Source organism: Pseudomonas sp. Irchel s3a18 (genome assembly GCF_900187535.1).
Lineage (GTDB): Bacteria > Pseudomonadota > Gammaproteobacteria > Pseudomonadales > Pseudomonadaceae > Aquipseudomonas.
In genome coordinates this window covers 1-23,082 of the sequence record NZ_FYDV01000026.1, presented here as the reverse complement: position 1 = coordinate 23,082, position 23,082 = coordinate 1, and the positions used below count along the sequence as shown (strand labels likewise).

18 protein-coding genes and 1 pseudogene are annotated in these 23,082 nt (G+C 56.6%); 9 read left to right on the top strand and 10 right to left on the bottom strand.

Going from position 1 to position 23,082, the window contains the following annotated elements; all coding sequences use genetic code 11:
- The first annotated feature begins 171 nt into the window (after window positions 1-171).
- Entirely contained in the window at window positions 172-1,566 is a 1,395-nt protein-coding gene (locus CKW29_RS24185; RefSeq protein WP_095147322.1) for a PLP-dependent aminotransferase family protein, read from the top strand.
- Window positions 1,567-1,577: 11 nt separating this feature from the next.
- Here the strand turns inward: CKW29_RS24185 and panB are convergent, their stop codons facing one another.
- The 9 genes from panB to CKW29_RS24140 form a co-directional block, all read right to left on the bottom strand.
- Complete coding sequence (panB, locus tag CKW29_RS24180) at window positions 1,578-2,396, bottom strand: 3-methyl-2-oxobutanoate hydroxymethyltransferase (RefSeq protein WP_095082061.1); 819 nt, start codon at window positions 2,394-2,396, stop codon at window positions 1,578-1,580.
- Window positions 2,397-2,439: 43 nt separating this feature from the next.
- A complete protein-coding gene (locus tag CKW29_RS24175; RefSeq protein ID WP_095149259.1) occupies window positions 2,440-3,693 on the bottom strand; it encodes an ATP-grasp domain-containing protein in 1,254 nt (417 codons plus the stop codon).
- Window positions 3,674-4,933: a methylaspartate mutase gene (locus CKW29_RS24170; protein ID WP_095149258.1), complete on the bottom strand. Its 1,260-nt coding sequence runs from the start codon at window positions 4,931-4,933 to the stop codon at window positions 3,674-3,676. The genes CKW29_RS24175 and CKW29_RS24170 overlap by 20 nt, the downstream gene beginning before the upstream one ends.
- A gap of 3 nt (window positions 4,934-4,936) precedes the next feature.
- Complete coding sequence (locus CKW29_RS24165; RefSeq protein WP_095147319.1) at window positions 4,937-6,433, bottom strand: hypothetical protein; 1,497 nt, start codon at window positions 6,431-6,433, stop codon at window positions 4,937-4,939.
- Window positions 6,430-7,668 carry an acetyl-CoA carboxylase biotin carboxylase subunit family protein gene (locus CKW29_RS24160; RefSeq protein WP_095147318.1) on the bottom strand — a complete coding sequence of 413 codons (1,239 nt, stop codon included), beginning with the start codon at window positions 7,666-7,668 and terminating at the stop codon, window positions 6,430-6,432. The genes CKW29_RS24165 and CKW29_RS24160 overlap by 4 nt, the downstream gene beginning before the upstream one ends.
- A gap of 41 nt (window positions 7,669-7,709) precedes the next feature.
- Entirely contained in the window at window positions 7,710-8,165 is a 456-nt protein-coding gene (locus CKW29_RS24155; RefSeq protein WP_095147317.1) for a cobalamin B12-binding domain-containing protein, read from the bottom strand.
- Window positions 8,165-9,403: an MFS transporter gene (locus CKW29_RS24150; RefSeq protein ID WP_095147316.1), complete on the bottom strand. Its 1,239-nt coding sequence runs from the start codon at window positions 9,401-9,403 to the stop codon at window positions 8,165-8,167. Before CKW29_RS24150 ends, CKW29_RS24155 begins: the two co-directional genes overlap by 1 nt.
- Window positions 9,396-10,466 carry an LLM class flavin-dependent oxidoreductase gene (locus CKW29_RS24145; RefSeq protein WP_095149257.1) on the bottom strand — a complete coding sequence of 357 codons (1,071 nt, stop codon included), beginning with the start codon at window positions 10,464-10,466 and terminating at the stop codon, window positions 9,396-9,398. Before CKW29_RS24145 ends, CKW29_RS24150 begins: the two co-directional genes overlap by 8 nt.
- 68 nt (window positions 10,467-10,534) lie before the next feature.
- Window positions 10,535-11,464, bottom strand: a complete 930-nt coding sequence (locus tag CKW29_RS24140; RefSeq protein ID WP_095147314.1) for an asparagine synthetase A — start codon at window positions 11,462-11,464, stop codon at window positions 10,535-10,537.
- A 240-nt stretch (window positions 11,465-11,704) separates the two neighbouring features.
- On the opposite strand from CKW29_RS24140, the gene CKW29_RS24135 reads away from it, so the two are divergent.
- The 3 genes from CKW29_RS24135 (at window position 11,705) to CKW29_RS24125 (ending at window position 15,891) form a co-directional block, all read left to right on the top strand.
- Window positions 11,705-13,018 carry an MFS transporter gene (locus CKW29_RS24135; RefSeq protein WP_095147313.1) on the top strand — a complete coding sequence of 438 codons (1,314 nt, stop codon included), beginning with the start codon at window positions 11,705-11,707 and terminating at the stop codon, window positions 13,016-13,018.
- A gap of 45 nt (window positions 13,019-13,063) precedes the next feature.
- Window positions 13,064-14,458 (top strand): amidase, encoded by a 1,395-nt coding sequence (locus CKW29_RS24130; RefSeq protein WP_095149256.1) that lies wholly within the window; start codon window positions 13,064-13,066, stop codon window positions 14,456-14,458.
- A gap of 107 nt (window positions 14,459-14,565) precedes the next feature.
- Window positions 14,566-15,891 (top strand): OprD family outer membrane porin, encoded by a 1,326-nt coding sequence (locus CKW29_RS24125; protein ID WP_256584940.1) that lies wholly within the window; start codon window positions 14,566-14,568, stop codon window positions 15,889-15,891.
- A 458-nt stretch (window positions 15,892-16,349) separates the two neighbouring features.
- On the opposite strand, the gene CKW29_RS24120 is transcribed toward CKW29_RS24125, so the two are convergent.
- Entirely contained in the window at window positions 16,350-17,723 is a 1,374-nt protein-coding gene (locus tag CKW29_RS24120) for a transposase (protein ID WP_095149254.1), read from the bottom strand.
- A 322-nt stretch (window positions 17,724-18,045) separates the two neighbouring features.
- Between CKW29_RS24120 and CKW29_RS24115 the strand changes: the two genes are divergently transcribed.
- From CKW29_RS24115 to CKW29_RS24095, 5 genes and pseudogenes are all read left to right on the top strand, one after another.
- Window positions 18,046-18,882 (top strand): EcoRI family type II restriction endonuclease, encoded by an 837-nt coding sequence (locus CKW29_RS24115; protein ID WP_095149253.1) that lies wholly within the window; start codon window positions 18,046-18,048, stop codon window positions 18,880-18,882.
- Between the two features lie 39 nt (window positions 18,883-18,921).
- On the top strand, window positions 18,922-19,902 hold the full coding sequence (locus CKW29_RS24110; RefSeq protein ID WP_095147309.1) for an adenine-specific methyltransferase EcoRI family protein: 981 nt from the start codon (window positions 18,922-18,924) through the stop codon (window positions 19,900-19,902).
- Window positions 19,903-19,992: 90 nt separating this feature from the next.
- Window positions 19,993-20,214: a hypothetical protein gene (locus CKW29_RS25830; RefSeq protein WP_176465369.1), complete on the top strand. Its 222-nt coding sequence runs from the start codon at window positions 19,993-19,995 to the stop codon at window positions 20,212-20,214.
- 1,450 nt (window positions 20,215-21,664) lie between these two features.
- Window positions 21,665-22,183: an Hcp family type VI secretion system effector gene (locus CKW29_RS24100; RefSeq protein ID WP_058414387.1), complete on the top strand. Its 519-nt coding sequence runs from the start codon at window positions 21,665-21,667 to the stop codon at window positions 22,181-22,183.
- Between the two features lie 133 nt (window positions 22,184-22,316).
- Window positions 22,317-22,559 (top strand): annotated as a pseudogene (locus CKW29_RS24095) (type VI secretion system tip protein VgrG); the annotation flags it as partial.
- Window positions 22,560-23,082 lie beyond the last annotated feature (523 nt).

The window sequence follows — 23,082 nt, the reverse complement described above, 5'->3', positions numbered from 1 at the left end:
ACCCGTGCTGCAATCGAAGCGCTTCGCCACTGATGTGTGCTTTTTACCGACTGGCCGCAGTACAAGCCTGAGTGTCGGCATGGATGGCCGAGTGCAAGCATTGACCCCGCGAGCATGACCTCGCATGGGCAAGCGCAGTACCTAACGCACCAGGATTTAAAGCGATTGAGCATGAACCCAAGTAAAGATTCGACCTTTGCCTATCAGGCTGTCTACCGCTACCTCGTCGAGTTGATCGAAGCCAACAACCCCGAGGGCGAGCAGAAGTTGCCGTCGCTGCGCCAATTGGCGCAGCGCTTGAATGTGTCGGTTTCCACGACCAAATACGCCTATTCCCTGCTGGAAGATGAGGGACGCATTTACGCCAGGCCCAAGCTTGGCTACTACACCCGGGCAATGCCCACCGCGCTGATCAACGAGGGGTCGCCGAACCTGCTCGACAACGTGTTCGCCAATGCCCGACAACCGGGGATGCTGGCGCTCAGCAGTGATGCACCGGCCATGTTGTTATCGTTGGAGAACCCGCTATTGATGATGGAGCGTGAGCTGACGCGTCAGTACCCGCGCTCCCATGCACCGCTTTACCAGCCTTTCGGCGAGACAGAGCTGCGTAGCGTTCTGGCCGATCGCTACACCCATTCGACCACGTGCTACTGGCGCGCCGAACATGTGTACATCGGTTCGGACTTGCGCAGCGTGCTGGAGTTGTCCCTGGAGGCGCTGAATCTGCATGGGACGGTGGCACTGGTAGAGTCTCCCTGTTCCTGGGCAATTTTGCGGCAGTTGCAGGTTGCCAGAATCCGCGTGATCGAAATGCCCTTGGGTGATGACGGCCGTTTTGATCTGCAAAAGGTCCAGCAGTTGATACAGCGCGAACCGATACGCCTGGCGGTATTGTCGTCGACCGTGAACATTCCCCATGGCAGCTTGATGCCCACCGAAGACAAACAACAGGTGTGCCGCTGGCTGGCGGAGCGTCGGATCTGGCTTTTCGAGAACGACAGCTATGGTGAATTCAGCTTTGTACCCGGCGCCTCGCGCTACCGTGACTTCGCCGATCCGGAACGGTTGTTGGTGTTTTCCACGTTCGACAAGATCATCGGTTCGGAGGCGCCTTATGGCTACATCCTGTGTCGTCTGCAGGGCGCGGAGTTTCACCGCTTGTTTCTAGAGCGTGCCTTTCGCCTTTCACCTATCCGGCAAAAGGCAATTGCCAAGTTGTTTGCCACGCGTCGCATCGACCAGCACACACAGGTGCTGCGCAGCATGTTGCTCGATCGTATGCAGCGCATGAAGGGCTTGCTGCACGAACATACCGAAGGCCAGTTGCAAATGATCGTCCCCCAAGGTGGTGCTGCGATCTGGATGAAGGCCATGCGCCCGGTGGATATGCGCCGGGTGTTCGAGCGCCTGTTGGCCAAGCGCATCGTGATTGCTCCCGGTGAAATTTTCAGCCAGCAAGGTGCCTGGCAGCATCACTTGCGCCTGAGCTACACCATCGATTGGAGCAAGGACATCGACCATGCCCTGAAGTTGCTCGCCCAGGCTATAAGTGATGAATGTTGAGAGTCGCGTCTTCAGTTGACGCCATAGCAGTGTCTGGCCTCAGGGAAAGTGCCGTCGCGCACTTGCGCGGCGAACTGTTCGCACGCCTCGCTGATCAGTGCACCGACATCGGCATATTGCTTGACGAAGCGCGGCACGTGTTCGCCGCCAAGGCCCAGCATGTCTTCCGTCACCAGCACTTGACCGTCGCAGGCGGGTGAGGCGCCGATGCCGATGGTGGGCATCGGCGAAAGCTCGGTAATGCGCCGCGCCACACCTTCGGCGACCCCCTCGAGAAGCAGGCTGAAGGCGCCGGCCTGAAGGTGTGCGCGGGCATCGGCTTCGATGGCCAGCGCAGTGGTTTCGTTCATGCCCTGGGCCTTGAATCCGCCCATGGCGTGGACGTACTGCGGCATCAGGCCAATATGTGCCATCACCGGGATACCTCGTTGCACGAGGAATTCGACGGTGTCGGCCAGGACTTTCGTACCCTCCAGCTTGATCGCGTCGCAGCCGGTACGCGCCAGGACCTGTGCGCAATTGCGGTAGGCCTGTTGTGGCGTTTCCTGATAACTGCCGAACGGCATATCGGCGATCACGCAGGCCAGCCGGGTGCTGTTGACCACGGCCCGGGTATGGGCGATGGTTTCTTCCAGGCTCATGTCCAGGGTGGATGAGCGGCCGTAGCCCACCATGGCGGTCGAATCACCCACCAGGATGAAGTCGACAAAGGGATCCATCAGCCTGGCAATCGAGCTGGTGTACGCCGTCAGGGAAACGATCTTCTGTTGTCCCTTCATCGCGACCAGTTGTGGAACGGTCAATCGTTTAGTGCGGGTGTGCAGACTCATCGTTCTCTTCCTTTTCAAGCCCCTTTGCCGGGGGTGTCGGTGGTTACAACCAATCTGTTTCCCAGGCGCGCCAGATACGGTAATCGGCATCTATACGCTCCTTCAGAGGGTGCAGCAGGAACACCGCGCCCGGTGAGCTGTTCAAGTCGACAGTGGGGACCACGCGCGCACCTTCGCCGAGGCGAAACCGGGCGTTATGAAAACTTGGCAGCGCCTCCAGGCGATGGCGGACATGGTGCTGGGCGAACAGACCGTGCTGGTGTGCAATGAGGTTCAGGCCGCGGGCGTGTTGCAGCAGGCGATACCGCCTGGGCCATTGGGCCAGGCGTGAAGGCTCCAGATAGCTCAGGCAGGTCAAGGCGACCTGATCATTGCCGGTGGCCGCCTGCAGTGCCGGCGGGCACGCGAGCCCGGACAGGCGGGCACCGGTCTCCAGCAGACGAGGGCCGTTGGCTGTCAGGATCAACTCGGTGTGCCCCGGACCATGGACGATGCCCAGCGCATCGAGCACCCCTTCAACGTACTCGATCAGCTGCGGCAGTTCTCGGGCGTCGGCTGGCAGCAGATCTTCGCGATCGTAAATTTTTCTACCATCGGTTGTGAGGGTCTTGGAGCACTTCCAGATGTCGGTAATCCAGTGCTCGCCCGCGTGGCTGACGCTATTGATGACGTACTCGGGGCCTGTCAGGTATTCCTGCAGCAGTACGGCTTCGTTGTTGAGCATCATCAGGTTTGTCGCACCCAGGATTGTCTCAATGGCGCTCTGCAACTGGAGTGCATCGTGGCAGATGAACACATTATCGGAACCGGCACTGTCCAGCGGTTTGGCGACGACACTCCTGCTGCCACGGGCTGTGAACCAGCACAGGGCCTTGGCCATCGAACGGGTGCGTAGCTGTGCCGCCACCGGCAAACCGGCCGCTGCTACACGTTCGGCCATCAGAGACTTGTCGCGGCGAGCCGCCGAAGTGCCTGGGTCGTTACCCGGCAAACCCAATCGGGCGGCCAGCAAATCGGCGAGTTCCACACCGAATTCGCTACCGGTCAAGACCGCTGCCGGCTGCTGCGCGGCCAGTTTGAGCAGCAGCGGTTCAAGACCTTCGTCCGCCAGGCTGTAGTCCTCGGCAAACAGCTGCCTGGGGCAACTGGCGGCGAAGGCGGGGGGCATGTCCGCGCGCGAGTGCACATGCAGCAAGCGACGTTTGCCGGCGAGCGACTGGGCCAGCAGGGCGCCGGTGGAATAAGCGTCGACCAGAATCAACGGTGCGTCGCAGGAGTCAATGCAAGGGTTGGTCATAACGGCTCACCGTGTAATGCAACATTTGAAACAGTTCGGATGAGCTGATACCGGGTCCATCCAGCGACCAACCACTTGAACGAGGTAGGGGCAAGCCGCCGACATTGCCCCAGCGCAGCGCGCCCTGATCGTCGATGCGTGTGGTGGCGCGGCCGGCGTTATCGGGGTGCAGGCAGTAGGGAATGTCCAGCAAGCCTCGGGCAAAGGCCTGGATCAGTGCCACGCCGATATCGGCATGCAGGTCCAGAACGGTCGTCATCAACTGTTGGGCTTCGAAGAAAATCTCCTGGTAGTACGCAGTGCTGGCAGGGCAGGGGGCTGGCAGGCCAGCAGCACCTACTTCGGCCGCCATGCGCAAGGCCTCGAGGTTGTCCTGGACTGAAGGTATCTGCCGCGATTCGGCGATGGTCTTGACGATCAGTCGCTCGCAACCAGCGGCGTGTGCCAGGCGTGCGCTGTCGCAGATCAGGCGGCGGGCGCCGTGGCTCGTGGTCGGGAATACGCCCATGTAGGCATACACCACGACGTGCCAGTGATCGCCATCCAGATAATGTGCCGCCAGCTCCCGTAGGGCCTTCAGTGCGCCCAGGTCCTGCGCCATCGAGGTGCCCTGGGCATAACTCAGAGACACCCCGCGCACCCCATGCTGGCGGAAAAAAAGCGCCTCGAGCAGGGTCATGGCAATCAGCATCGACGGCGGGCACAACTGCCCCAACAGGCAGCCGCCAAAGCTTTCGATATGCGGATGCAAGGTGGCGTCGGCCAACAGCTGGCAGCTCTGCACCCAGGCGCTGACGGCGGTGGCCAGGGGCAAGCGGCTGTAGGGCATGCAATATGAAACCGGGCCGCCTTCCGTTGCGTCCAGCCCCAGCGCGGCAAGACGCTGGAATACATTTTGTGGCTCGGCCGTACCGTGGCGGATCTGAATCGGAAACTCGACCCCGTAAACGCCGTCGAGCATCTCGCGTACAGCTTCGATCGGGTGGCTGATGATCGGGAATCCGTTCATTGGGCTTGCGCTGTTGAGGCAGCGCAGGGCGCTCTGGTAGTCCCCGACCCGGGTGTAGCTGTCCAGCGTGATGGTGCCGATGGTCGCGCAGGGCAGGGCGGCTACGCTCTGCAGCCCGGCGCGCATCTGTGCCAGAGCGCCAAAGCCCATGCGGGGTTGCACCACCAGTTCGCCGCGAACCCGGGCGCACTCGATAAAACGTTGAAAATATCCGCCGCTCGGAAAGGTCATGGTTCAGCGTCCCGAGACCAGTTCGACCACGGTTTGACCGGTGGTCGGGTCATAGCGGCTGATGCGGCCCTTGTGTGGGTCGCCTGCGCGTACCCGGGCAATTAACGTGGCATCGCTGTCGAAGTCGATCCGCCCATGGCTGTACAGGCTGCGCAGGGCCGGGAGCGGCAGGCCGCTGACCTGGCTCAGCCATTGGGCAGTCGATGGATCGTTATGCTGGCCGGCGAGCACCTGGTGCAGTCCGTCGAGATCGGCCAGGCGCGCCGGACTGCAGAGGCTGATGAAGCTTGAGAGCTCACGCCCACGGTCAACGAAGGGGGCGAATTGCATGCAGACCAACTGCATTTCATTGAGCCCGAAAGACTCTTCGGCGAAGCGCGTAGCCAGTGTGCGTCGAGCCAGCATACCCTGCTCATCGGCATAGGCCGACATGGCCAGGTCGATCAGGCGCTGAGGCATTTCTTTCTTGCGCATCAGGCCCTGCGCCAGCTCCAGGTATTCGGCGATGCCCTGGTTGTAGGTTCGGCCTTGCACGTACTCGGCTTTGAGGCCGCGAAAATGCGCCATCAGCATCGGGTTGGCACAGTCCGATTCAGTGAAGCTGAACGCCAATTCTTCGAAACGGAAGTCCAGGAACTCAGTGATCAGCGCCCAGTGATCCTCGACCTTGTAGCTGACCAGGTCGTAGATGCTGATGAACGCCGGATCAGCGTTGTCATCACCGCAACTGACGTTGCGTTCGCTGCGTTGCTGGTCGAAGCCTTCGCCAAACAGCTCGACGAAATAGACCTGGGCGACGCCGTCCAGCGCTTGCAGCAGGCCGCGAAAGCCTTGACGTCGGCACTCGTCGACATTCAGGCCAAGACGCTGGGCCAGGCGCATGATCCAGGTGAAATAGTGTTTCTGCTCCTTGCGCGAGTCGCCGGTGACGATCGCGTTGACCCCACCTTGCCACCAGGCGGCACGCCCGTAGAAGTCCGCCACCGCCAGGTTGCAGCTGTTGCAAAAGGTCGGTCGGCCATCACCGGCCGTGCGATGACCATTCATCAACACGTCAAAGCGGTTCATCGCCAGTACATCGTTCGGAAACGGCAAATGACGCTCGAAAGGCCGGATCAGTTGGTGGTCGACCACCAGCATTTCTACCCGGGGATCGTTGAACAGATGCAGGGCCCGGTAGACCCGATCGATGTTTGCCATGACCGCATCGGGGACACCGGCGTGACGCATGTTGGCGATGCGCAGCTCAAACGTGCGGCCATGCAGGACTGACAGGTGCAACTGCGCGGCGCGTAGCATGGCCACGGTATAGGAGCTGTCCTTGCCACCGCCGTAGGCGACCATCAATTTGTATTGGCTCAACCCGTCGAGGCCGCCTGCGGCATCAGTCAGCCGCTCGCCGAGGGTGGCTACGGCGCGGCGTTCGCCGGCGTTGAAATAGTGGTTGAGTTGTCCCAGCAACATTGCGTCGCCCGGGGCTTTGCGCGTGGCAAGAGTCATAGCGGTTCGGCCTGGAATTGGAACGTCTGAATGGCGCGGCGGATATCCGCTTCAATGGCTGATTCGTCAGCGCCGATGAAAATGAAGCGTCCGCTGTGTAGCGCGTCGTAGCTGCCTCCGGCTTCGAGGTGCTGGCCCGGCAAGGGCAGCAGTTCGCGCCACAGGCTCGCAATCTCGCCGTGCAGTGATCGGGCATGCACGACCCGGCAGGGCAGGCGTGCCGGTTTCGAAATCACCAGCCAGCCGCCGCTCGGGTCGTGACTCACATCCGGCAAGGACGGCTGTTCTCCGGTCAGGCGGCGCAACCAGTGCTCGTACAGATTGACGCCGAACACCTTGTTGATCAGGTGTGGGACTTCGCTGCCACCGACGCGGGCGCCGACTTCCAGGAAGACCAGGGAGCCATCGTTTTCGACGAAAATCTCCAGATGGAACGCGGTGCAGCGCAGCGCCAACGCGCTCAGGCATTGTCGGCTGAACGCTTCGATCCGGCTGCGTAACGTAGACGCCTGGACAATCACCGAGCCCAGTGGCTGGGCCTTGGCGAAATCCAGGCAATTGTTGATGTAGCGCGAGACCACCTGAAACGGCACGCTGCCATCGACGTCGATGAAACCGTCGATGTGATAAGTCTGGCCGTGAATGAACCCTTCGATTTCATAACGTGACAGGTCGATGTCACCCAGGAATCGGCTTAGCGCTTGTTCGTCTTCGATCTTTTCCACGCCGATGCTGGCTGCCCCATCCACCGGTTTGACGATCACCGGGAAGCCGATTTCGCGGGCAAAGTGCAGGGCATGCTCGATCGATTGGCAGCGAGCAAACGGCGGGACCGGCAGGCCCTTGGCCTGGAGGATCTCTTTCATGCGCGCCTTGTCCCGGTACACGGCTACTTCGTCAGGACCATCACCGGGGATGTCCAGGGCCTGGCGTACCCGGGCGGCGATTTCCAGGGTGAACTCCGACAGTGCGATCAGTTGGTCCACCGGGCCGACGTGCTCGATGACTTCCTTCACCGCGCCGAGCAGTTGCTCGTATTGATTGACGTCGGTCACCTGCACTTGATGTGCGATGTGGGCCTGGGGAGCGAGTACCCCTTCAGCGCCCGGGCCGTCCACCACGTAGCTGATACGGTGTTGCTGATGGTCGAAGAAGTCCTCGTAGCGGGTCAGTTCGTTGTCCCAGCGGCGCCCGTCGCGAAAGCGCGGCCAGCGGTTGACAATAACGATATGCATCGTGGCAATCCTTTGAATGAGCGAAGACGTGCGTGGTCGGGTCAGCCCCAGGACGTCGCGTTGTTGATGAGTGCGGTGTCAGTCTCGGGTCGAGTGTCGAACGTGCCCAGGTAGCGACTGAAGGCATCGATGGCATCAGGGCCGACGAACACTTGGGTGTAACCGGCATCGATCAAGGGTTGGCGCGTGGCGAGGGTTTCATCCTCGCAGGTGGTCAGCTTGCCGCCGATCACACAGGGCAAGTGAGGGTGCAGTCGGCGTACCTGGCGGATCAGCTCCAGGCCCTGGGAATAACCATGGCCATTGACGCTGCTCACCACCAGCAGCTGTGTGCGGTGCTGCTCCAGTGCGTTGAGCACCACTGCAACGGGGGTGCAACTGCCCAGGTTCTTGACGCTCATGCCGTGTTCGGCCAGCCACAGCTGCAGGTACACCAGGTTCCACATGTGCGAATCGGATTCGACGGTGGCAATCAGGCAATGCGGCAAGCTCTTCATTAAGACGCCTCCATGGCGAACGGCTGACGATCCAGAGCAAGGCGGAAGCGCTGCGTGGTGAGGACAAAAAGCAGGGTGCCGGGTACCGTCAGCAACACGGCCAGGGTCAGGATCAGCGGCTGTATGCCGTAGGTGTGACCTATACTGGCGGTCAGCAAACCACCCAGCGGGTAGGAGAGCAGGTTGACCAGGTAAAACGGTCCCATCACTTTGCCCAGGTGTTCGGCGGCAATCGCCTTGATGCGCTGGGTGCGGTTGAAGACGTTGAACAGCGTGCAACCGGCCATCGCCAGCAGAAAGCTCAAGGCGTAAAGCAGCACTCCACTGACCATGCCCATGCAGAGCAGGCCCAGGCACAGCAGTGCGAAGCCCAGTGCACCGAGACGATAGATCGACATGCGCGCCAACAGTCGCGGTACCAGAATGAAGTTGAGCAGGCCAAGCGCACCGGCACCGGCGTTCATCAGGCCAAACACCCCGTCGGCCGCATTGAATACACCGCTGATGACAAACGCGTTAGCGCTCAGCACAACGGCGAAAGCCAGGTTGATGGTGAAGTTGAGAAGGGCAAGCGACACCACGGGCGGGTTGTTGAGCAGTAGGCTCCAGCCCTGTGCCAGGTCCTTCAGAATGCGGGTCGGACGAGCAGCAGAGGGCGCCGTCGGCAATGTCTTCCAGAACAGCGATGCACCAAACAGAGCGGCAGCCGCGAGGCCCAACAGCCAGCGTTTGTCGGCGTACATCGCCAGCACGGCAGCCAGCGCCGGACCCATGGCCATGGCCAGCAACTCCATGTTCTGTACCAGCGACTGGCAGTGTGCCAATCGTTCGGGAGCGGCAATCAGCGGCACGCTTTTTTCAACCGCCATGCGCACCGGTGCCATCAATACCGACAACAGGATGCCGTTGCCGATCAGTGCCCAGATCATCCATTGAGGCTGGTACCAGCAGATCCACATCGTCACGGCCAAGCTTAGGGCTCGGGCCGTGTTGGCGCTGCGAAACAGCAGGCGCCCGCCAAAGCGGTCGGCCAGCAGCCCGGCGAACGGGTAGGCGATGAGCGCCGGAAGCCACTCAAGGGCAAACGCGACGCCGGAGTAACGCACATTACCGGTGAGCTGGAAGATCATCAGGGGGACGGCAAACAGTACGGTCTGTTCCGCCAGCAAGGCGCACAGCAAGCCTGCGCCGAATCGACGGATCGAACGCTGTTGCGTGTCGATGGCCGTATCACGCATGTTCGCGATCCCAGACGGTTTCGAGCTCGCGCAGATAAGGCAGTACGTAGGTGCAGAAGCGGCGCATTTCATCGCGGGTTGGCCAGCCGGAGAAAATGAATTCGCTGACACCGACTTTTTTGTATTCGAACAGGTATTCGGCGACTTCCTGATAACTGCCCACCACACACAATGCCGGGCCGCCGCGATACGCCACGGCACCGGACCAGAGCATCGGCGACAGCCAGTCGTGTTCGGCCTTGTCAGCCAGGCGGAAGGAGGTCTTCACGGCTTCGGAGTCACAGCGACCGACGAATTGCCGTACCCACTCACGATGTTGTTCGTCGGGGTTCTCCATCATCTCTTCGACTGCAGCCAGTGCCTCGGCGCGCGTTTCGCGAGCCAGTACGTGCATGCGGATACCCACTGAGCACCCGGACTCGAGCACAGTACGGCTGGCCTCGGCGATACCTTGTGGCGTGTCGCCGTAACGCAGCCAGCAATCGCTGTGTTTCATCGCGATCTCCTGAGCGATCTGCGAGGCACCGCTGAGGTAGATGCGTGGACGTTCGGCGTCCTTGAAAGGCAGCCCGAGTTGGGCTTTTTCAATACGGTAATGCTCGCCGTGGTAGCTCAGCGGTGACTCTCCACGCCAGAAGCGATGGAGGATGTCGAGGAATTCGCTGGTGCGCTCGTAGCGCCCGTCGTGTGCGACAAAGTCGCCGTAAAAGGCTTGTTCGTCCGGGGAAATACCGGCGACCAGGTTCAGCGAGATACGTTTGTCGGACATCCACGACACGGTGTTGACGATCTGGGTAAACAGGGTGGGGGGGACTAGGCCGGGACGGTAGGCCAGAATGAACTTGACCCGTTTGGTCTCGCGCACCAGAGCGCCAATCATCGGCAGTGGATCAGGCATGTGGTAGCTGATCCCCATCAACAGCGAGTCGATGCCCAGTTCGTCCGCCTCTTGGGCGAAGTCGACGATACCGGCGAAGTCGAGCGCGCCGGTGTCGTATTTTTCAGACGCCTTTTGCTGACCGCTGTCGAGCGGTGAACACCAGTGAATACGCAGTGCAGGCATTGTGTTTCTCCATGGCGACGCCTGCCGCCGCGGGCAGCGGTGCAGACGTTGCAAGACAGATCAGGAATTCAGAACAGGAAGCTGGTAGCGACCGTGCGGTCGAATAGGGAAACGTCGCGGATGCGCCGTTTGCCGCAAATGAACTTGAGCAGGCGCTCAATCCCCAGGCCTCCCCCGGCGCTCGGGTGCAGCAAGCCACGACGGGCCACTTCCAGGTAGTTGGCGAACGGCAGCAAGTCCATCGACAGCTCATTCATGCGATAGACGATCTGCTCGTATTCGAACTCGCGCTCGGCCCCTGACAGGGCTTCACCGTAGCCGTCCGGATAGATCAGGTCGTAGTTGTTGTAGGTACCGCGCTTGCCCGGCGTTTCGCGGTCGTAAAACTCACGGCGGTAGTTGGTGACGAAGAACGGTGTATGGGCACGGGCCGACATGATCTTCTCGAAGTCATCACCGTGTTCGGCGCGAAGTTCGTCGGAGCTGTAGATCGGGAACGCCGTGGCGAAGTGCGGCAGTTGCCGGTTCAGTTGCGCCAACTCGGCGGCGCAGTGCTGGTTCACTTCGCTGAACACGTGCTTGATCAGGCCTTCGATGAGGACCATGACCTGATGCATGTCGCCGTCGCGGATCTCGAAGTCGAACTGCGAAAACTCCAGCAGGTGGTTCTCCGAGTCCTTGATTTCGGCTTTTTCCAGACGGATGTTCGGCGCCACGATAAAGATCTTTTCGTGGCCTTTGGCTGTCAATGCCAACTGCTTGTGAAAGATCATGCTGGCGGTAAGTTTCAGGCGCCGCTCTTCATAGTGTATTTCGGCCGGATATACCGCGTGGTTGAGTGGGTCGGTAATCGGCGACATCAGAATTGGCATCAGCTGCTTGAAGTTACGCTCAAGCAGATAGTGCTGCAATGCTTGTAGGACTCGGCCGCGAATAATAGCAATGGCCTCTGTATCCGGGTGAGCAAAATAGGCGAAGTTACGTGCTATTTCTTCCATTTTTGGCCAAATGTCCAGGGAGTTGAAAAGCCCCTGATTATTGTTTAAACGAAAGAAAACTCAATGTACAGATTTTGGCTAAAAAGCAACACAGAGCCATTGTCATATTGTTCCGTCGGTTAATTGCGTAGACCATTGCGCGCTGCCGAAATTGAGTTGGCGTCATACTAACTGACAGGTTTGTACCGTTTCGTTAGTTCACGCGCAGCGTTCTTTTAATTACCTGATCCGAGTCTGCCAATGACGGTCCCTACTAATCCGCGAGCGCATCGGTTTTCCACCTCCGATTACAAGACCCTTGGCCTCGCTGCCTTGGGTGGGGCGCTGGAAATCTACGATTTCATCATCTTCGTGTTTTTTGCGCTGACCCTCAGCCAGCTGTTCTTTCCTCCCGAAATGCCGGAGTGGCTGCGGTTGCTGCAAAGCTTCGGCATCTTCGTCACCGGTTACCTGGCGAGGCCACTGGGCGGCATTCTCATGGCTCACTTTGCCGACCAGGGTGGTCGCAAGCGGGTCTTCAGCCTGAGCATCTTGATGATGGCATTGCCGTGTCTGGTGATCGGCGTCATGCCCACCTACGAACAGATCGGGTACTTCGCGCCGTTGCTGCTGTTGGTGTTGCGGGTGCTGCAAGGGGCGGCGGTAGGGGGGGAAGTACCGAGCGCCTGGGTGTTCGTTGCCGAGCATGCGCCCGCCGGTCATCGTGGTTATGCATTAGGGTTTCTGCAGGCCGGACTGACGTTCGGTTACCTGTTGGGTGCGCTGACGGCGACGCTGCTGGCGCAAGTGTTCACCCCGGCGGAAATGCTTGATTACGCCTGGCGTCTGCCTTTCCTGCTCGGTGGTGTGTTTGGTGTGATCGGCGTCTGGCTACGCCGCTTGCTGAGCGAGACACCGGTATTCCTGGCCTTGCAGGCACGACGCGAAGCTGACACAGAACTGCCGTTGCGCACGGTCTTGCGTGAGCATCGGCACCGTTTGCTTCCGGCGATGATCCTGACGTGTGTGCTGACCTCGGCGGTGGTGGTGTTGGTGGTCATCACGCCGACGGTCATGCAGAAAAGCTTTGGCATGAGCCCCAGCCATACGTTTGCCTTGAGCAGTCTGGGCATTGTCTTCCTGAACATTGGTTGTGTGTTGGCCGGACTGGTCGTCGACCGTATTGGTGCCTGGCGAGCGGTCATGCTGTATAGCGCTCTGCTGCCAGCGGGCATCGCGCTGTTGTATGCCTGCCTGATCAGTGGTGGAGCCTGGATCGGGCTGGCCTATGCCTTGGCCGGTTTGAGTTGCGGGGTGGTGGGTGCAGTGCCGTCGGTGATGGTCAGTCTGTTTCCGGCGCAGATCCGCGTTTCCGGCATTTCCTTCACGTACAACATTGCCTATGCCCTTTGGGCGAGCACCACGCCATTGCTGTTGATCGGGTTGATGCCGTGGAGTCCCTGGGTGTGTGTCGGGTACAGCCTGATCATGGGGCTGGTGGGCGTCGGCTGTGCTGCCTTTTTTGGTGGGCGCGAGTCAAGCGGCACACGCCAGGCGCTGATCACTGAGCACTAAGAACCTCGCCAGTACGCGAAGTGGACTCACCACGGACGGTTTTCGATGACGGATTTACATGATTTGCCAGTGACGCAGCTGTTGGCATTGTTTGCCAGTCGCGAGCTTTCGCCCCTGGAGTATTACGATCACATGCTGGCTCATATCGAGCGCTGGGAGCCGAGCATCGGTGCGCTTTACGCATTCGACCCGCAACGGGTTCGCGATCAGGCACGAGCATCCAGCGAGCGCTGGAGCAAAGGGATGCCCCAAGGGATGCTCGATGGCATACCGGTAACGCTCAAGGAACTGATCGCCACACGAGGCGATTGCATCCCTCAAGGTTGTGCCGCCACAACATTGGTACCGGCCACCCAGGACGCGCCACCGGCGGCACGATTGCGTGAAGCGGGGGCGATTATCCTGGGCAAGACCACGGTCCCGGATTTCGGCATGCTGTCTTCAGGACTGTCGAGTTTTCATGGGATCACTCGCAACCCGTGGAACACCGACTGCAACCCTGGTGGTTCAAGTGCCGGCGCGGCAGCCGCGGCGGCGGCGGGTTACGGTCCGTTGCATGTGGGCACCGACATTGGCGGTTCTGTCCGGCTGCCGGCGGCGTGGTGCGGGTTGGTGGGGTTCAAGCCGACGCTCGGACTCATCCCTATCGACCCTTATTACACCGGTCGTTGTGCCGGGCCGATGACCCGTACCGTCGATGACTGCGCGCTAATGATGCGCTACCTGGCGCAACCGGACGCCCGGGATGCCACGAGCCTGCCGGCGCAGCGCAGATGCTGGAGTCTCGAATCACCGTCAATGCAGGGACTGAGAATTGGTTTGATGCTCGACCCCGGCTGCGGTTTTCAGCCATCTGCCGAGGTATGCGAGGCCGTGCGCGATGCTGCCCGGCTGTTCGAGGCTCGGGGCGCACAGGTGCGGTTGATCGCACCGGTGATCAATCGTGAGATTCTGGATGGGCTCGATGATTTCTGGCGCGCCCGTCAGTGGTCGCAGCTACTGGCATTGAGCAAGGCTCAGGTGGGCGATGTGCTGCCTTACCTTTACGACTGGGCGGCACCTGCTGCGCAGATGAGCGCGGTGCAGGCGGTGGAGGGATTCAACCAGACCTTCGAAATCCGCCGTCGGTGCGCCCGTCTGTTTCGCGATGTCGACCTGGTGTTGTCACCGACCAATCAAGTCAGCAGCTTCCCGGCCGACTGGCCTTCACCGAGCAATGACCCGCGCCAGCCATTCGAGCACATTGTTTTCACGTTGCCGTGGAACATGGGCGAGCAGCCGGCGCTCTCGATCAACTGCGGTTTTACCACCGAGGGCATGCCCATCGGCCTGCAGATGATCGCCCCGCGTTTCGCCGATCAATGGTTGCTGCAGTGCGCCAAAGCCTACGAAAACTGGCGCGGTCCCATCGAACACTGGCCGTCCGCGCCTGCCCATTGATACCGATACCGGTTGTGTGCTGCTCAAGCGCCGGGCGTTCGAGTGGTGAGTCACCTTTTTATAGGCACTGTTTTATGCACGTTTATTTTTTTCGAGCATCGGTCGTGATGCTGATCGTCGTTGAGCACTGTTCGGCTGCCGATCCCGTAACCCCCCAGGATCAGGCGACGGGTTGGCTCGATGGCAGCCATCTGCAGTTGAATGCGCGCCACTACTATTCCAATCAGCACACCCGGCGCAGTACGTACCTGACGATTAAAAAACAGGGCGTGGCGCAACCGACCCGTGAGCGCATCACTTGGGTGCAGGCCGCCATGCTCAACTACAGCTCCGGTTATACACAGGGATGGATGGGGGTCGGGTTGGATGCCGCGCTGTTCAGTGCGGTTGATCTTGAACGTGGGCACGGGGCGGTGGCCAATGGTGGTGATCGAGTGCTGGTGGACAGCGATGGCGACGCCATACCGACCTGGAGCCGATTGGGCGTGGGTGACGTGCGATTGCGGGTTTCCAGCACGGAGTTCAAGGCGGGCCGGATGCTCACGGAAAATCCGATCCTGCGGTACAAGGACAACCGTGCCTTGCCTTCGTCATTCCAGGGCATGGCCCTGAACAGCAACGAGCTCGATTGGCTGGCACTGCAAGCGGGCAGTTTCGAGCGTGCCATTCCGCGCACCGGAACGGGCAGTGAACTGTTGACCACCACCTTCGGCAATCGTGCCTACACGGGCTCGCGCATCAGCTATCTGGGGGGGACTGCCAAGGCACCTCACGGGGTGGGCTTGAGCGTCTACGGCTCGCGTTTCGAAGACATGTGGCAACAATATTATCTGGGGGTCACCCAGGTAGTGGGCGATCGGGCGAACCTGGCCCTCAAGACCAGCCTCAACTATTACCGAACCCGCGATCAGGGCGAGCAGCGCCTGGGGTTTATCGATAATGATGCCGGCAGTCTGGCGGTTACCGCTTCCCATGGTGCCCATGGCCTGACGCTGGCTTGGCAGCAAGTGTTCGGCAATGAATATTTCGATTACGTTTGGGAGTCCACCGGCAACTACATGGCCAACTCGCTGTACTCGGACTATAACGGTCCCAACGAAAAATCCTGGCAACTGCGCTACGACCTGGATCTTGCCCCGTACGACGTACCGGGTCTGACCGCCAGTCTTTGGCACGCCAAGGGCTGGGGTATCGACGGCACGCATTACCGCGGCGATCGCGATGGCCGAAACACCGGTTACAACGTGCGCGGACTGGAGGGCGCCAAGCACTACGAAAACGGTTTGACGCTTGCCTATGTCGTGCAATCCGGAGCCCTGAAAAGCACCGTGCTGCGCGGTATCGTCTACAACCACCGCGCCAGCGGAGGGCAGATCGACGGCAGCTATGACGAGTTTCGCTTCGTGGCCAACGTCCCGTTCAGTGTGTTCTAGCGGTCGTATAAACCACCAGAAACGAAACAAAAAAGCCCCAGGCCATGAGACCTGAGGCTTTTTCGTTTTGTATATGGTGCCCAGGCGGGATTCGAACCCACGACCCCTGCCTTCGGAGTCCTAAAAGTCGACGTTTAGAATCAATACGTTAGCTCGGATTAGCTGGGAATTCAAAGGGTTGTGGCTGCTGGGGTTAGCGGGTTTTCGCCCCGGTTAGCGGGGCGAGTGTGGCAAATTTGTGGCGTTCCGATCGACTGGACTCACCCAGAGTAGCCAGTAGTGAAGGGCAGTAAGCGGCCGATTCTGTTGAAAAAGTTGGATTTTCAGCTCGCCTGAGCTCAGGCACGACCACCACCGGAGAACCTAATCACCACACTGAGTGGTTTCTCGGCCCTTCGTTGACCTTTGCTGCTCTGTTAATGGGTTAGTTTGAGGTTTTTTGCTTCGTGCAGGCGCACCTATCCCGTAGAAGGTGGCCCTTGAGATGCAAGTTTGGCCAGACGTCGCAGGTTCTGTTCCGCGGCCGCCAGCGTGAACTCATCGGACGCGCCACTCATGCCACGTAGTCGCAAGCGATCCAGTTTCAGGATGCGCTTGAGGTGGGCAAACAACATTTCGACCTTCTTACGTTCGTGGCGAGAGCGCACGTACTCCGGCGTCGCCGCGATGCGTCGAGCCACATCACGAGCGGCTTCATGGACGCTGCGGACGATCTTACGAATCGAAGTGTTCGGGCAGCACTTGGCTTTCATCGGACATGTCGCGCAGTCGGTCTGTCTGGATCGGAAGATGATGGTGTTGGCTTTGGTGACGTGCGAACGCTCGTTCTTGAAGGCTCGCCATTCGCTGCGTAATACGTTGCCGGCTGGGCAGCGGTATTCATCAGCCTCTTCATTCCAGTGGAAATCGGTACTCGAGAAACTGTCGTTCTTGCGCTCGGTTTTGTCCCACACCGGCACATGCGGCTCGATGTCTTTTTCCTCCACCATCCAGGCCAGCATCGGCGCTGTACCGTAAGCGGTATCGCCAATGAGGCGCTCCGGCTTGATGTCGAACTGCGCTTCGACACGCTCGATCATGGTCTTGGTGCTCTCAACCTCGGCCGTTCGATGAGCCGGTGTGGGTTCCACATCCACGATGACGCGGTGTTCGGTATCGATCAGATAGTTCGTGGAATAGGCGAAGAACGCTGGGCCTCCTGGAGCAGCGGTCCAGCGGGCCTGAGGATCAGTCAGCGACAGGCGCTTCGGTAGAGTTTCGGCCAGAGCCTCTTCATCGAGGGCTTCAAGGTACTCACGCACGGCGCGGGTACTCAGGGACGGATCGCTCCAGTTGACCGGTTCATCTCCCGGTACGCCGCGCTGCCGACTCGCATCCGCTTTGATAATGCTGGCGTCCACGGCAAAGCCTTCGCCCTTGACCAGACCTGCGTCCATGCAGCGATGCAGCACTTCATTGAACAACCAGCGAAACAGATCACTGTCCCGAAAACGGCCGTGTCGATTTTTGGAAAACGTCGAGTGATTGGGTACTTCATCTTCAAGGCTCAACCGGCAGAACCAGCGATACGCCAGGTTCAAATGGGCCTCTTCGCACAACCGCCGTTCGGAGCGGATGCCATAGCAATAGCCCACGATCAGCATGCGAATCATCAGTTCGGGATCAATCGACGGACGCCCAATCGGGCTATAGAAATCGGCGAGGTAATGGCGCAGGTCGCTCAGATCGAGACACCGATCAATGCTGCGCAGAAGGTGATTGGCTGGAATGTGATCTTCAAGGTTGAACGAGTAAAACAGCCGCTCCTGCCCACTCGATAACTGTCCCATCATGCTGCGTGCTTCCCTGCTGGCCAATGCAGAGATTTTGCCGCAGGCCAGACAGGGGAGCTACTTTTTCAACAGAATCGGCCAAAAGCCGACGGTGGACACCATGCCCATGATTCCGTAATGTGCCCGAAAGTCATGTCGCTTTCCTTCTCGGCAGTGTCGCGTTATCTCGCTCGACTCTCAGGCCAATCAAGGAGTTACACATGAACATAGAACGTTATCCAATATCCTGCAGGATGTTATCCGACATAAATGTCGTCTAGTAATAGTTGTGCGTGTAATACCCTCAGAGGCAATAGAATTTTGATAATTGGAAATACAAAATATGTCTAAGAAACATCAATCAAATAGATTAACAAATCAGCATAAGCAGTCTCAAGGTGTAGTTGGCATTTTTGGAGATAATGCAAAATCACACGACCTTACGGTTGGTGAAATTTCAAAAATAGTTATCAGCTGGATTGAAGAAGAATATCCTAAATTAACTTTCCGATACAGAGCGAGTATAAAGAAAGAAGAAATAAATGAAGCACTAAAAAAAGTAGACCCTGAATTAGGGCGGACTCTTTTTGTTTCAAACTCCAGTATCAAACCTGATGGCGGAATAATAGAAGTTAGAGACGATAACGACGACTGGAGAGTTGTGTTGGTAGCGGAGGCCAAGCATCAGGGGAAAGACATAGAAAATATAAAAAACGGCATACTAGTTGGCACAAAGAACGATCAGGACTTGATGGCTGCTGGAAATGCAATAGAAAGGTCCCATAAAAACATATCTGAGATTGCTAATTTTATGCTGTCTGAGTCTCATTTTCCTTATGTTTTATTTCTTGAAGGTTCAAACTTTCTAACAAAAACCACCTCAATTAAGAGGCCTGATGGAAGGGTTGTAGATCTCGAATACAATTCAGGAATATTAAACAGACTAGATAGATTGACTGCCGCAAATTATGGAATGCCAATAGATACAAATTTATGTATAAATAAATTCATAAAGCATAAAAACAAAACTATTATGCTTCAGGCAGCTTCTATATACTCGCAGGGGCATGGCGAAAGGTGGGACACCAAAAAAATGTATGAAATAATGCTGGAGGTTTCTAGAACATCCCTTAAGGCGCTGGGGAGTGATTTATTTACCCAGCTTACATCCAATAAGTAGCCAAATGCCAGCAATGGAATAAATTAAGATAGGTCGCCAATGGCAAGAAAAGCAACGAATAAATTACTGCAAAAAGCAAAAAAATCAAAAAGCGATGAATTTTATACTCAGCTTTGCGATATTCAAAGCGAATTGCAGTTTTACAAAACACACTTCAAAGACAAAGTTGTGTTTTGTAATTGTGACGACCCTAGAATAAGCAATTTCTTTAAATATTTTGCTAGCAACTTCGAAGAGCTAGGAATTAAAAAAATATTAACATCTTGCTACAGAGAACAGACTGGAGATCTATTTGGTGAAAAAAATCAAGAAAGTGGTTTTTTCTTTGAATACACCAATACAGATGAAAAGAATAACAAACTAAATTCACCTGAAACTCTGCCATTTGAAGGGGATGGGGATTTTCGCAGCCCAGAGAGCATAGAGTTACTAAAACAATCGGATGTTGTTGTTACCAATCCGCCTTTCTCATTGTTCAGGGAGCATGTTGAACAATTAGTCAAATACGATAAAAAGTTTTTAATAATTGGAAATGTTAATGCAATTACCTACAAAGAGATTTTCAAGCTAATTAAGGAAAACAGGGCATGGCTTGGAATAAACCTTGGCAGAGGTGTTTCTGGTTTTATCGTCCCTCAACATTATGAGCTTTATGGGACAGAGGCTCGGATTGATGAATTTGGCAATAGAATAGTTTCCCCGAACAACTGCTTATGGCTAACGAACCTTGATACATTTAAACGACACGAAGACATATTGCTTACAAAGAAATATTTTGGAAGCGAACATGAATATCCAAAATATGATAATTATGATGGAATTAATGTTAACAAGACAGGAGACATCCCTTTAGACTATAAGGGGGTTATGGGTGTACCAATAACATTTCTGCACAAATTTAACCCAGATCAGTTTGAACTAATTAAATTCAGAAAAGGAAATGATGGAAAGGACTTGTCGATCAATGGCAAGTGTCCATATTTTAGAATACTTATCAAAAACAAGCGCGTACAGATTTAATCTGAGTCGGGGAACACGTATAACAAGTCGTTCAAGCGGACGCGGTAAACCGCGCCGCTTAACTCCAGCGTTATGTATCAAGGATAAAACGTGGATTACTTTGAAAGTATTATCAAGACCCTACTGGAAAGCGAAAGCTACTGGGTCAGACAGTCCTTTAAAGTTAATCTAACAAAAGAAGAAAAACGGAACGTTGGCAAACACACTATTCCACGGCCGGAAATCGATCTCCTTGCATATAAGCCAAATCAAAATAAAATCCTCGCTATAGAAGTAAAATCATTTCTCGATTCATCTGGGGTAAAAATTTAAGAACTAACTGGATCGCATGAAAAACCTGAAGGCCGGTATAAGATTTTCACCTGCGAAAATTATAGAAAAGCCGTATTCGCAAGATTAAAACAAGACCTTATAGAAAACGGCATGGGTAATGCTGCTACTGAAATCGTGCTGGGGCTAGCCGCCGGAAAAGTGTATCAAGCAAAAAGCCAAGAGATACATGAGAATTTCCTAGAGAAAAACTGGCTATGTGTGTCACGAAGGAGGCGTCATGACGGCAACATGAAAACGGCGGCATGACACTCCATGTTCCAAGATGGATGGAGGTAGGACCTCCGGTCAGGGCGTGCAGGCGCACTGATCAAACGACCCGATGCTGCGAACATGTTCAGCATGTTGGTGGTGAGCGACTCGGGAAAAGGCAGAGAAACTACTGTCACGTAAGGCTCAGGTAGTTGAACGCAAGTGAACTGACTGATGAAGCGACGAAATCTCCACTGATGTACTGATTTCGAATTGCGACTGGTGGTAAGAGGTAAGAGGGGGGCAGTACCAGAGTGCTGTGCTTCTACCCGATACTTGCCACAGCCGGCTCTGCCGGAATGCAGCCAAGGGTTGCGGTTTGTGGGGGGGGAGGGGCATGCGTTTTTCCTATTCCTTCGCAAGAAGACGGCCCGGGCCGACAGCCGAAGATTACTAGGTAGAGATTGGATCTCGGGTGGTTGAACACTGATGGGCCAGCGAATTCGGGAAGCTTCTTACCGAGTCCGATGAGGCGGCTAGCATATATGACTTGCATGTGCCAGTGATGGGATGCTACGTAAATTAGTGGCTCATCGAAATTCACGGCCAACAGGCGGCATTGTTTCCCAGCCGTGGTCGATGATGTGCTCAGGCGTTTCGGCTAGGAGAGACGAAAGGTTGAGCTTTGTTCTACGCGAATTTAGTCGGGAATTTTTGGGCGCAGAGATTTCAGGGCTGGAGGGGAGGGATATCCCTTTGATCTTCGAGTGTTGCTGATTTCGGGGCACCATTGCAGACCTCCATAACATTACAGGTGCAGTTTAGCCCTAGGAAGACTTCCGTATACCGGCTTCGCCGAAAGGCGACCATCGGAGCGGCCAGTGAGGATTGGACCTTCACCGCAGGCCGTTACAGGAGGCTGGCCAGCATCAAGCCCGCAACACGTATCCACTCGTCCCGGCTTTAGCCTGCACAGCCATCCTTGGTAGCTATTGAGCGACGTCTGTGATGATTTCAGTCTCTTGAGAACAGATTAAATCTTGAGTGAAGAGAATCGTGGGTGTGCGCAACTTTTTGCGCACTTTGACGCTGTTTCCTATCGAAAAAAGCACGGGAAAGTCAGCCCAAATCCTTGATAAATAATGGTCATATGATTTCTGGCGCGACTTTTGATATCTCCGTCGGCACCTGAAAGGCGATTTTGCCTGCTGGTCCCTATTTTTTAGCAAGGAGAGCATCCATGGCTACCCCAGCGTATATGTCCATCACCGGCACCAAGCAAGGCCTGATCACTGCCGGTGCTTTCACCGCTGATTCGGTTGGCAACACCTACCAGGAAGGTCACGAAGACCAGGTCATGGTTCAGGGATTCAGCCACGAAGTGATCATCCCGCGTGACCCGCAGTCCGGCCAACCAACCGGCCAGCGCGTTCACAAGCCAGTGAAAATCACCAAGGTGTTCGACAAGTCCTCGCCACTGCTGCTGGCGGCCCTGACTTCCGGCGAGCGCCTGACCGAAATCACCATCCAGTGGTACCGCACCTCGGCTGCCGGCACCCAGGAACACTACTTCACCACCAAGCTTGAAGACGCGATCATCGTCGACATCAAAGACTACATGCACAACTGCCAAGACCCGGCGAACTCGCACTTCACTCACCTGGAAGACGTCGAGTTCACCTACCGCAAAATTACCTGGACCCACGAAGTATCCGGTACATCGGGTTCCGATGACTGGCGTTCCCCGGTCGCTGGCTAAGTCTGGCCGACCGTTTCAAAACATCGGCCAGCTCTGCTCGTCGATGTTGTTTGCGTCACTCAAGAATTCTTGCGTTCGTTGATAGCCCGCTCGGGCATCGATGGATGTCGTTGCACTGCACGAGGAACAAGGGATGTTCTCACTGGCCAACCAGCCCCATTTCACGTTGACCCTCGAAGGCGCGGACTTTCAGGTCCTGGCCTTCAAGGGCCGCGAAGCCCTGAGCACGCCGTTCGAATTTGAGCTGGAGCTGGTCAGCGAAAGCTCCTTCCTCGACCTCGAAAGCCTGCTGCACAAACTGGCTTTTCTACAGCTCGCGCAAAATGGCACCGGCATTCACGGGCTGGTCTACAGCATCGCCCAGGGCGAGGCCGGTAGCGGTGGGCGCTCAGCATGCTGTCGTAAGCCCGGAACGTGGCCGAGTCCTGCCTGTCGAGTCTGGCAGAGAGCAGCCAAAAGTGGTCAGTCACCATCCTTGACATAAGCGCATTCAGGGATGATGTGGCCAGGGTTCTTTGCTGCCCAGATGCTTTGTACTAACGTTGGTAGTTTTCATAGTGGCAACCTTGGTTCTTTGATAAGGAAAAAAAATTTCTAGGTGGGGGTTGACCACGTATTATAATGCTGTATTATTCGCCTCCCGCTGACGAGCAACTTGATGTTGGTCTTGGCTTAAGTGATTGATTTTATTGATGAAATCATGAGCTTTTAAGGGTGCTAATTGAGGCTGCCGTAGAATCTGTGCCTCCGTTGAGACGAAGCTCTTAACCAACCGCTCTTTAACAACTGAATCAAGCAATTCGTGTGGGTGCTTGTGCAGTCAGACTGATAGTCAACAAGATTATCAGCATCACAAGTTACTCCGCGAGAAATCAAAGATGTAACCAACGATTGCTGAG